The sequence below is a fragment of the uncultured Maritalea sp. genome, assembly GCF_937139385.1.
GTDB classification, from domain to species: Bacteria; Pseudomonadota; Alphaproteobacteria; order Rhizobiales; family Devosiaceae; genus Maritalea; species Maritalea porphyrae_A.
Genome location: NZ_CAKZPW010000223.1, coordinates 1 through 10,367 on the forward strand (window position 1 = coordinate 1; position 10,367 = coordinate 10,367).

Here is a 10,367-nt window from a genome sequence, read left to right on the forward strand (position 1 = left end):
AATGGTCCACCCTGAATACCAGGGAAAATAGCTGAATTGACCTTCTTGGCGATGGCTTCATCGTTGGTCAAGATCATGCCACCACGTGGGCCGCGCAATGTTTTGTGCGTTGTGGTTGTTGCCACATGCGCATGGGGGAATGGGCTTGGGTATTTGCCACCGGCCACAAGACCAGCAACGTGGGCCATATCTACCATGAAGTATGCGCCCACCTCATCCGCGATTTCACGGAATGCCGCAAAATCAAGGAAACGAGAGTAAGCAGAGAAACCAGCAATGATTAATTTTGGCTGATGCTCTTTGGCCATTTCGCGCACTTGGTCCATATCGCACAGACCATCTTCTTTACGCACACCATATTGCACCGCGTTAAACCATTTGCCCGACTGGTTCGGCTTGGCGCCGTGGGTCAGGTGACCGCCAGCATCAAGGCTCATGCCAAGAATCGTGTCACCCGGCTGGATGAGCGCTTGGAATACGCCTTGGTTGGCCTGTGAGCCAGAGTTTGGCTGCACATTGGCAAAATCACAGCCGAAAAGCTGTTTCGCGCGATCAATGGCCAAGTTCTCGACCACATCAACATGCTGACAACCGCCATAATAGCGTTTGCCCGGATAGCCTTCTGCGTATTTGTTTGTCAGCACGGAACCTTGTGCTTCAATGACTGCTTTTGAAACAATGTTCTCAGAAGCGATCAGTTCGATTTCAGTTTGCTGACGATTAAGTTCAGCATCAATTGCCCGCGCAACATCGGCATCGACATCCGCCAGCGAATTGGAGAAGAAATTTGGAAAAATTTCGGTCATGGAAAATCCTCGCGATTAACGACCAATTTCGGTGCGCTTCGCTTATCATAGGAAATTGGGTTATCCAAGCCGTCTGTGGATTAAATGGTACTTATTGCTTACTCAGTTGCTCAAGTTTTCGCTTAAGCTTACCAAGCGCGAGCTGACGCATGTGGTTCTGCGTCGCTTGAATTGGTGCAATTGCCATAACTTCGACGCCCGTAGCTTCGTGAATCGCGTTTATCCGCACCTGCCCGCCGATTTGGGCAAATTCAAAATATACGGTGCCTATTGCGCTTGATTCACGTTCGTTCATGCCAACAATTAATACCTAATCGTCAAGCAGTGCAACACGTCCTTGCTTGTCGAACTGGTAAATATCTTCACGGAATGACACAACGCCTTGGCGGTTTGCCCAAGCGGTAATGTAGGTCGTGATGATAGGCACCGGGCTTTTCAATCGCACATCTAATCGTTCACCAGAGGCGAAGGCGCCATCAACAGCCAATTGATTCCATTCTTCATTGCCCGCAAGCAACCAAGCAACAAGCTCGTCAACTTCTTCAACCCGCACGCATCCAGAAGAATGGAAGCGGCGGTTTTGCCCAAACAGTGATTTTTGCGGTGTGTCGTGCAAATAAACGGCATGCTTATTATGGAAGTTGATCTTCACATGGCCCATGGAGTTTTCAGCCCCCGGCTCTTGCCGGAAAGCATATTGCACGGCCTCATCAGTTGACCAATCAATTGAAGCTGGGTCCAATTCCTCGCCGTCAGCACCATAGATTTTGATGCGGAAGTTGGTCAGATACTGAGGATCATCATTCATGTATTTAATGATGTCACGGCGGATGATGCTTTTTGGAACGTGCCAATAGGGATTGAAATTGATCTCGTGTACTTTTGAATGCAGAAGCGGCGTGGGGCGTTCAATGCGCCCAACAATTGCTGTGTGTCGGCGTTGTACGGTGCCATTTTCAACCGCTTCAATCGATGCTGCGGGAATGTTCACAACGATATACCGCTCAGACAGAGCACTCACCGCGTCTTGCACGCGCAATAGGTTAAGCCGCAGCTGTGTAAGCTTTTCCGTGGCAGGCACATTCATTGTGATCATTGTTTCTTGATCAATTATGCCTGTTGTGCGCAACCCGTGACGCGCTTGAAGCAAGCGCACAGCGTCTTCAACATCTTGGTCAAATTTATCGGACATTCTTAGGTCCGCGCTCAAATCACCCGTCGCAACTAGTCGGCGACGAAGACCACGCACATGACCTTGAACCGCGCCTTTTTTCAAACCGTAGGTTCCGCGCGACAGTTCTTTCCAACCGCCAGCCGCCACAATGGCTTCATATTTTTGAATGGCGAGCTGCAGATTATAAGCCGTGTCGTAAGACAAAATGGGCTCAATGGTTTCAATTGCGGCGCTTGGCGCATTTTCGCTGTCTTGTGCTGATGCAGAACCGGCACCAACGCAAAATGATAATGCGACGCTCAACAGCGCTGCCAAAACGTAATTCTTAGAGAAACTCATGCCAAATGCCCCAATGGTCACCAAAACAGGGATAATTTTGCCGAGGTTTAACACCCCAGCGCAATTGCCTCAACCTGCCAATCTTGCAAATGCTGAATAATGGGCGTTTGCGGCATGATTGTGACTATGCGTGCACTTGAACTTTTATGTGGGTTTGATTGAGCAGATTGAACTGCGAAAGGCCATGTCGATGCTAAAAATGCACTCGACATGACCCGCGCTCAACCAAACAGTCCTGTTGAGGACCTAGAAATTTTCTAAAGTTTGTACAAGATTTGGTCGACCCAGAAGCGTTCAAGGCGAGCAAGTGCTGTATTTAGCCCCTCAAATTCTTCCTGGGAAAGACCACCAACTTCTGCAATTGATTTCAGATGACGGTCATAAAGTTCATCGATAACTTCGGCCACTTCTTCACCTTTTGGCGTCAGTTTGATGCGCACAGAACGGCGATCAGTCTTTGACTTCTCTTGGTGAATATAGCCTGTGTCGACTAGTTTCTTCAGATTGTAAGAGACATTGGAGCCTAGATAGTAGCCACGCGAGCGCAATTCGCCGGCTGTAAGCTCTGAATCACCAATGTTAAACATCATGATCGCTTGAACGGGACCAATATCATCCCACCCCATACGATCGAATTCGTCTTTAATAAGATCAAGTAACCGGCGGTGTAAGCGCTCAACGCGCGAAACTGCTTCAAGATAGCTGGGCTTTAGAGTGTGCCCTTCTTCAGGCACATGCGCCTGCACTTTCAAAGTATTCATTGCCATAATTGCCTCACTGTTTTGGTCGCACGATTTTTCGTGTCTATGCAGCCAAATTAGCGAGCGGGCGATAAGATCAGTTTAAGATACAGACTTAAAAATATGTTACTGAAACATTTGACATTTTTAGCTTTCCCAAACCTTACCTGCGTTCAGGATTTCCTAACCATCACAGCCGTTTGACCTGCATTCTGATATTGATAACGCGCCACACCAGCAAGCCAACGGCGGAAGAAAGCAGCAGAATGCTTACGCCGAATCCAGCTGGTGTGACGATCATTTCTGCACCACCAAGAACCACCAGCGCGATCTCTAACAAGCTTGCAAACAACAGCAAAAAAGCGCCCCAGGTTGCGTAAGCCCAAAGCCCAACCGCTGCAAACAGGCGCACCACCGCGATTATGGTCAGAACAGCGAACACAAATTGGCCAAACCCCAACACAGGGTCAGACACATTGCCGCTTACCCCAAGAGCATGGAGCGCATTGGCCAATCCCACGAATAGACTTACGCCCGCAACGACACGTGCTGCCACGCGAATTCGACGTGCTGTAAATGCCATTGATCGCTCCTTTTTTGTGCTCAATAACGAAACTTTTGAACTCGTGGCAAGGTGCCGCAGCGAAATTACATAAATTTAGCTGGACGATTGTATCAAGTTAAGTTCCAAATGCGCCAAGCAGTTTAATATTTGATGTGAGACCTATGACAAACAAATTCGCACGCGCAAACATGGATTTTCTGAATGGCCGTCGCCTTCGGCGGTCACGCCAATTTGGCTGGAGCCGCGATTTGGTGCGTGAGAACACAATTCAACCCAGTGATTTGATTTGGCCGCTATTTGTAATTGAGGGGACTAATGAGCGCGACCCCGTAAAATCCATGCCCGGCGTTGACAGGCTGAGCATTGATTTGGCTGTAGAAGCGGCCAAAGAAGCCCATGGGTTAGGCATACCTGCGCTGGCACTGTTCCCCAACACGCCCGCAGACTGCCGTTCGGACATGGGCGAAGAAAGCTTTAATCCGGACAATTTGATGTGCCGTGCTCTCTCGGCCATAAAGAGCGCCGTGCCAGAAATTGGTTTGATCGCCGACGTTGCACTAGACCCCTATACAAGTCATGGCCATGACGGGTTGATGGACGGCGAGCAGATTTTGAATGACGAGACTGTCGATGTCCTCATCAAACAATCACTAAATCAAGTACGCGCGGGCGCGGACATTATAGCTCCATCAGACATGATGGATGGTCGCATTGGTGCCATACGAGAAGGGTTGGATGCGGAAGGGTTTCAAAATACAATTCTTTTGTCATACTCGGCAAAATATGCTTCGGCATTCTACGGCCCTTTCAGAGATGCCGTTGGTTCTGGATCTCGACTAAAAGGCGACAAGAAGACATATCAGCTAGAGCCCTACAATCGCGAAGAAGCCATGCGCGAGGTTGAGCAAGACATATTAGAGGCTGCGGATTGGATCATGGTCAAGCCGGGTATGCCTTATCTTGATATCGTGCGCGAAATCAAAACCCGGTTCGAAGTGCCTGTCTTCGCCTATCAGGTGTCTGGCGAATATGCACAGATTGTGTTTGCTGGCCAAGCCGGCGCAATCGATCAACAAGCGGCAATGGTTGAAAGCCTTGTGGCGTTTAAACGCGCGGGATGTTCGGGTATTTTGACCTATTTTGCCAAAGAAATGGCGCAACTGCTGAACGATTAATCATCAACCAGCTTGGATTGCAGGTTTGCCCCGAACCAAGCTGGCCTCATTTATACCCGCAAATTCAAACTCACAGTGTGCCGCTTGCTCTTGCCGCACAAGCGGTGGACGGCCCCGCCATTGCTCAGTCGCTAGGTTCCCATTGCCCATTCATCCCAAAACTTTTCCCCGCCCCCAAAACCTCATGCCACAATGATCGCACCTTTTCTTGAAACCGTCGCAGGGCATTGACGAATGTTGGGCGGTAAGAGTTTGTGCAGGGCGATTGATACAATACACTTCGTCATCCTCGCGAAAGCGGGGATCCAGGGCTGAATGTCAAAATACAGAAGTGTAAGTAAATATGGCTCATTCCTGCCTGGATCCCCGCTTTCGCGAGGATGACGATGGGTGATGAGGATAATCCTTGTGCCAGCCCTCAAAGAAAAGGGGATGGCCGAACAACAAGACGTTTGTTGTTCGCGTTGAATTGAAATGTCCAGCCTGACACCGAAGGCAGCTTGTAAGATGTTTGGTGGGTATTGTTTCTCACCTGTGCCAACTGGCACTCATCAAATGATCGCAAGAGATCAAAACAGTTTTGATGGAACGCGGAGCAAGGGGATAGAAGGGTTTAGCACCCCGGGGCAGTTGATCGCCATGCAGCATTTGGTTGGCGCGAGACAAGGATTGTCTCTACACATATTTCTCTAAGCGCTTTAACAGAGCCATTCACTGTCTCGCGCGTCGCATTATTGTCCCTTCGCATGGCAATCCATGGCGGAGATATTGGTGTTTGAGAACTGTTGAAAAGCCTTAGTGATGAAAGCTATCCCCCCCCCACCCTTAGTCCCTCCCCTTGATGGGGAAGGATTAAGGGTGGGGTGACCTAGCGAATAATCTGCGGCTTAAACTTAATTCGTTGGCGTTGGTTCGCAGGCACGTGGCGGTTCAAGCGTTTGTTGATCAGCCCGTAAACCCCGATCACGCAAAGCGTCAGCATGATGAAATACATGCCCAAAATCGGGTAAGGAACAAACGGGTTAAAGGTCTTGTCTGCGAAATAGCTAGCGTAATAAAGCGCGTCGCCGCGCTGTTGCCAGGCGGGGAAGCCAGAGAAAAACACCAAGGTTGTGGCGTGGAACAAAAAGATTGCTTCGTTGGTGTAAGCAGGCCAAGCCAAGCGCAACATGGTGGGCCAAATGATCCTTTTGAACCGGGGCCAACCGCTTAACCCGTAAGCGTCCGCTGCTTCAATGTCGCCCTTGGGGACAGAGCGCAACGCGCCGTAAAATATCTCGCCTGAATAGGCGGCGGTATTTAGGAACAACACGATCACCGCCCCAAGCCAGGCCTTGGTCAACCAGCGGGTTTCAGCTGTAATTTCGGTGAAGCCTAAATCTATGTCGATGCCCCATTTAGGCAATTGAACGAAAATTTCATAGGCCAAGAAAAACTGAATGAACAAGGGCGAGCCACGGAACAAAAAGATGAACCATTCGGCGGGTTTGCGCACCCAATAATTGTTCGAATTTTTCGCAACTGCAATCGCCGTGGCCAAAAAGAAGCCAGTGGTCAAAGCAATAAGGCCGAAATAAATATTCCAAATCATGCCAGAGCCGATCAGGGTGAACTGCTCGCATAGGGTGAAATCAGATTTGGGCAATAGGCGTTGGCCAATGCCCACTGAGCGCAGGCCATAATCTGCAATGGTTTGAAGGCAGGCATTCATGACGCAACCGCCTTTCTTTGGGATTCGCCACCCATAGTGGCTTGGCCTTTGGATAGCTTATCGGTGAGGTTGCTCAGAACGATCTCGCTAACTTTGGTCAGGGATAAATAGAACACCAATAGGCCAAGGAAATAATAAAGCCGCCAATCCGGATGCGGATAGGAGAAAACTTGAGTTTTCGAACCGCCCAATTCACGCGCCCAATAAACAATATCTTCTACCCCAAGCAAGAACAGGAGCGGTGTGGCTTTGATCAAAATCATCCAAAGGTTGGACAGGCCGGGAAGCGCATAAATCCACATTTGTGGCACCAAGATGCGCCAAAATGTTTGGCGGCGGCTCATGCCGTAAGCTTCGGCGGTTTCTAGTTGGCCGCGCGGAACCGCGCCCATGCCGCCATATAAAACATTGGCCGCGAACGCGCCAAAAACGATAGCGAAGGTTAAAACCGCCAGCATAAACCCATATGTCTCATGCATCCATTGGGGGGAAGAAGACAGTGGTAATTTGGCTGCGGAACAGACCACAAAATCATTGCCTTGGCGGATCGGGTCCGTCCATTCGGGGCACAAAACTTTGTGGCGAACAAATTCAAAAGCCTGATCAAGCGCGATCACAAAAAACATGAAAAACGCGATATCAGGAATGCCGCGCACAATGGCTGTGTAGCCTTTGCCAAACCAGCGCAAGGGCGCAATGGTTGAGCGTGCAGCGGTTGCGCCACCAAAACCAAACAGAAGCGCCACGGGCGCAGTTACCGCAAGCAGCAACATAACGGTGCCAAATGACGCGTAAAATGCGAAGTGCTTTCCGGTGGTGAGGTAGCAAGTTACCCACTGGAGACCTTCGAGAATGTCAGGCTCGGCGCAAAAGGAGAACATTAGCTCATTTCTTGAATGTTAGATGACGGGGCGCAAGCGCCCCGTCAAATAGGTTAGATCAGATTAGAACGTGTAAGCGTCTGCACCGAACCATTTTGTGATCATCGTGTTCAATGTGCCATCGTCTTTCATGGACTGGATAGCCGCATCAAATTTGTCACGAAGTTCATTGTCACTTTCGCGCACACCAAGGCCAACACCGCCGCCAAGGAACACAGGCTCACCAACAATAACCAATTCGCCGTTTGATTCTTCAGCCACAGGGCGCAAGAAATCAACGTCGGCCAAAACCGCATCAGCTTCGCCATTTTTCACAGCAGCCAATGTTTCGTCAGGTGTTGCAAATTCAACAAGTGTTGCGCCAGAAGAAGCAACATGACCTGATTGAATGGTTGAAGTTTGCGCAGCAATAATGCCGGTGGTTACATCAACGTCAGCAGATGCTGCAACATAGATTGATGGTGATGGAGGGGTGTAGTTTTGGGTGAAGTCGATCACCTCATCACGCTCGTCGGTAATCGACATGCCCGCGATGATAGTGTCATAGTTGCCTGAAACCAAGTTCGGGATAATTGAATCCCACTCGTTGGTCACCCACTCACAAGTGAGTTCTGCGCGTTTGCAAAGCTCATCGCCCAACTCACGCTCAAAACCGTCAACTTCACCAGCATCATTGATAAAGTTATATGGAGGGTAGGCGCCTTCAGTACCCATGCGAATAGTGTCTGCAAGCGCGAAGCTTGAGCTCATTGCCAAAATGGCAACTGACATAATGATTTTTTTCATTTTAGTCTCCCTTGGATAAGTTTTTTGGTTTTGTGATTGCCTTAGCACCGGCCTATTCGTGAGATCCAGCACTAAGGAATTGCTTTAGCCGTGTTGATTTGGGGTTGCCAAACAGCTCGGCTGGCGGCCCCTGTTCTTCCAATTTACCCTGGTGCAAAAACACCACATTGTCAGAAACATCGGCTGCCAATTTCATATCGTGGGTCACCAAAAGCATGGTGCGCCCTTCCTTCGCCAAATCCTTGATCACCTTCACCACTTCTTGCTCCAGTTCTGGGTCAAGCGCGGATGTGGGTTCATCAAACAATAGGGCTTCAGGTTCCATTGCCAACGCGCGGGCAATGGCTGCGCGCTGTTGTTGCCCACCGGAAAGCATGGCGGGGAACACGTCACATTTGTCGCCAATGCCCACTTTGTCCAGCAACATGCGGGCGCGTTCTTCAACTTCTTTGGGGTCTTGACCCAAAACAGTCAAAGGCGCTTCCATCACATTTTGCAAAATCGTCATATGCGACCACAGATTAAACTGTTGGAAGACCATTGAAAGGTTTGTGCGCACCGCAATCACTTGCTCTTTGTCAGCTGGTTGACGGCTCAGGCCTTGGCCCTTCCATTTGATGGGGGTGCCATCAAACAATATTTCGCCCTGCTGACTATCTTCAAGCAGGTTGGCGCAGCGCAACAGGGTTGATTTTCCAGAACCCGACGAACCGATAAGACTAACCACGTCGCCCTTGTTGGCCGCAATATCGATGCCTTTGAGGACCTCTAGGTCGCCGTAGCTCTTGTGCAGATCTCGGATTTCAATGACCGGAGTTTGGTTTTCTACCATGGTGACTTTCTTGAACTCTTTGATCAAAGATTAGGCACATTTTTAAACAACTGCAAAGGCTTAACTGACCTCAATTGCGCAAAATTGGCCGAATCTCTATCTGCTTTTGATTTTGTGGCGTGCAATTGGCACACAAAAGCGCAGCGCGCAACAATTGGCGCAAGCCTTGCCTTGGGCCATTGCCCAATTGGGTGTGAAAAATCCGCCATGTTCCTCCCGTTGATGCGCATGATCTTCTTTTAAAGACTTATAGCGCGCGTCCTTGGTCCTCCAACCAAAAACGGATCACCCCTCTTGTGATCAAAGCAATGTCAGCACAAAGTCCGACATTGCAAGATTTGATTATGAAGGGTCAGCAATCTCTTGAATAGTCAAAGAATTGCTCAAAATTGACCCATCATTTCGCATAATGTGCAATTTCTTGTTACACAATGCTCAGTCTTGGCGGTCTATACCTTATGCCGCTTTAGGTGTTGCGCCCTGTGCTTCGAACGGCTTGCCCAAATAAAGGGCGCCAAATCGGTTGGCCAAAAACTCATCCAAATCAATTTGTTCTTGGCGCACAAAACCTTCTTGTGGCAAACGGCCCTGACGCATCAGATCCATCGCTGCAGTTACGCCGGCCGCTGTGGTGATTTGAATGGCGCTCCAATTGCGGCCTGCAACATCCATGGCGGTGGACACATTGACGAATGAGCGCTCTTCGAATTGCCCATCAATCATGCCCGTTGCTGTACAGAATACCGTCACTTGGTCTTGGCGTGTGCGGGGCAATCCATTTTCAAAGATTTCGCACATGAGGTCTTGGCGCTTGTTCAGTTTGAGGTCGTTGAGCAAAATATGCAAAATATCGCGGTGACCTGGGTAGCGGATAGACCGGTAAGAAACATTTTGTGCGCGGCCCGCAAGCGTGTCGCACAAAGTGCCCAAACCACCTGACGTGTTAAAGGCTTCATAGTCGACACCATCAAGCGCAAAGTTTTCCAAATTCTCAAGCGGCGCAACTTCCTTAAGCTGACCATCAACCAATGCTTCGCATGGAAATATGATGACTGTCGGTGATGTCGATAACTTGGCCAACGGATTTGACCCAATGGCTTTGTTGACGGATTGGGATGTCGGCACAACCGAAACTTTATCCGACGGGCGCACCCTCAGAACATTTCAAGTAAATGCAGAAGACAAAGAAATTGAAATTGCTCCAGGAGTTTTTTTTCCTGCCTGGACTTTCAACGGTAGAGTACCTGGTCCTGCGCTTCGTGCAAAGGAAGGAGATCGAATCCGAATTATGTTTAGGAATTTCGGATCGCATATGCATTCGATGCACTTTCACGGCATACATTCTGCGCGGATGGACG

General features: G+C 49.4%; 12 protein-coding genes. 2 read left to right on the forward strand and 10 right to left on the reverse strand.

The genetic code is table 11. The annotated features are described in order from the left end of the window. From glyA to Q0231_RS09555, 5 genes are all read right to left on the reverse strand, one after another. A partial coding sequence (gene glyA / locus Q0231_RS09535) for a serine hydroxymethyltransferase (RefSeq protein WP_299347375.1) occupies positions 1–806 on the reverse strand: 806 nt, incomplete at its 3' end. 91 nt (positions 807–897) lie between these two features. Then, a complete protein-coding gene (locus Q0231_RS09540; protein ID WP_299347377.1) occupies positions 898–1,101 on the reverse strand; it encodes a serine hydroxymethyltransferase in 204 nt (67 codons plus the stop codon). 15 nt (positions 1,102–1,116) lie between these two features. Then, positions 1,117–2,319 (reverse strand): L,D-transpeptidase family protein, encoded by a 1,203-nt coding sequence (locus tag Q0231_RS09545; RefSeq protein ID WP_299347379.1) that lies wholly within the window; start codon positions 2,317–2,319, stop codon positions 1,117–1,119. 257 nt (positions 2,320–2,576) lie between these two features. Next, positions 2,577–3,086 (reverse strand): winged helix DNA-binding protein, encoded by a 510-nt coding sequence (locus Q0231_RS09550; RefSeq protein WP_269391992.1) that lies wholly within the window; start codon positions 3,084–3,086, stop codon positions 2,577–2,579. A 163-nt stretch (positions 3,087–3,249) separates the two neighbouring features. Continuing rightward, positions 3,250–3,642 (reverse strand): hypothetical protein, encoded by a 393-nt coding sequence (locus tag Q0231_RS09555; protein ID WP_299347382.1) that lies wholly within the window; start codon positions 3,640–3,642, stop codon positions 3,250–3,252. A 143-nt stretch (positions 3,643–3,785) separates the two neighbouring features. Between Q0231_RS09555 and hemB the strand changes: the two genes are divergently transcribed. Then, positions 3,786–4,799 (forward strand): porphobilinogen synthase, encoded by a 1,014-nt coding sequence (gene hemB, locus Q0231_RS09560; protein ID WP_299347384.1) that lies wholly within the window; start codon positions 3,786–3,788, stop codon positions 4,797–4,799. An 868-nt stretch (positions 4,800–5,667) separates the two neighbouring features. Here hemB and Q0231_RS09565 read toward each other — a convergent pair. The 5 genes from Q0231_RS09565 to Q0231_RS09585 form a co-directional block, all read right to left on the reverse strand. After that, positions 5,668–6,510, reverse strand: a complete 843-nt coding sequence (locus Q0231_RS09565; protein WP_299347386.1) for an ABC transporter permease subunit — start codon at positions 6,508–6,510, stop codon at positions 5,668–5,670. Continuing rightward, positions 6,507–7,391 (reverse strand): ABC transporter permease, encoded by an 885-nt coding sequence (locus Q0231_RS09570; protein WP_269393267.1) that lies wholly within the window; start codon positions 7,389–7,391, stop codon positions 6,507–6,509. The genes Q0231_RS09565 and Q0231_RS09570 overlap by 4 nt, the downstream gene beginning before the upstream one ends. Positions 7,392–7,454: 63 nt before the next feature. After that, on the reverse strand, positions 7,455–8,177 hold the full coding sequence (locus Q0231_RS09575; protein ID WP_269393266.1) for a transporter substrate-binding domain-containing protein: 723 nt from the start codon (positions 8,175–8,177) through the stop codon (positions 7,455–7,457). Positions 8,178–8,229: 52 nt separating this feature from the next. After that, positions 8,230–9,009, reverse strand: coding sequence for an amino acid ABC transporter ATP-binding protein (locus Q0231_RS09580; RefSeq protein ID WP_269393265.1), 780 nt, complete (start codon positions 9,007–9,009; stop codon positions 8,230–8,232). Between the two features lie 456 nt (positions 9,010–9,465). After that, complete coding sequence (locus tag Q0231_RS09585) at positions 9,466–10,038, reverse strand: hypothetical protein (RefSeq protein WP_299347390.1); 573 nt, start codon at positions 10,036–10,038, stop codon at positions 9,466–9,468. 19 nt (positions 10,039–10,057) lie between these two features. On the opposite strand from Q0231_RS09585, the gene Q0231_RS09590 reads away from it, so the two are divergent. Next, on the forward strand, positions 10,058–10,367 hold a 310-nt coding region (locus tag Q0231_RS09590; protein ID WP_367274484.1), incomplete at its 3' end, for a multicopper oxidase domain-containing protein.

Coding starts and splice junctions, on each gene's coding strand:
- Q0231_RS09540 (WP_299347377.1), bottom strand. CDS start 1,101: ATGAACGAACGTGAATCAAGCGCAATAGGCACCGTATATTTTGAATTT.
- Q0231_RS09545 (WP_299347379.1), bottom strand. CDS start 2,319: ATGAGTTTCTCTAAGAATTACGTTTTGGCAGCGCTGTTGAGCGTCGCA.
- Q0231_RS09550 (WP_269391992.1), bottom strand. CDS start 3,086: ATGGCAATGAATACTTTGAAAGTGCAGGCGCATGTGCCTGAAGAAGGG.
- Q0231_RS09555 (WP_299347382.1), bottom strand. CDS start 3,642: ATGGCATTTACAGCACGTCGAATTCGCGTGGCAGCACGTGTCGTTGCG.
- hemB (WP_299347384.1), top strand. CDS start 3,786: ATGACAAACAAATTCGCACGCGCAAACATGGATTTTCTGAATGGCCGT.
- Q0231_RS09565 (WP_299347386.1), bottom strand. CDS start 6,510: ATGAATGCCTGCCTTCAAACCATTGCAGATTATGGCCTGCGCTCAGTG.
- Q0231_RS09570 (WP_269393267.1), bottom strand. CDS start 7,391: ATGTTCTCCTTTTGCGCCGAGCCTGACATTCTCGAAGGTCTCCAGTGG.
- Q0231_RS09575 (WP_269393266.1), bottom strand. CDS start 8,177: ATGAAAAAAATCATTATGTCAGTTGCCATTTTGGCAATGAGCTCAAGC.
- Q0231_RS09580 (WP_269393265.1), bottom strand. CDS start 9,009: ATGGTAGAAAACCAAACTCCGGTCATTGAAATCCGAGATCTGCACAAG.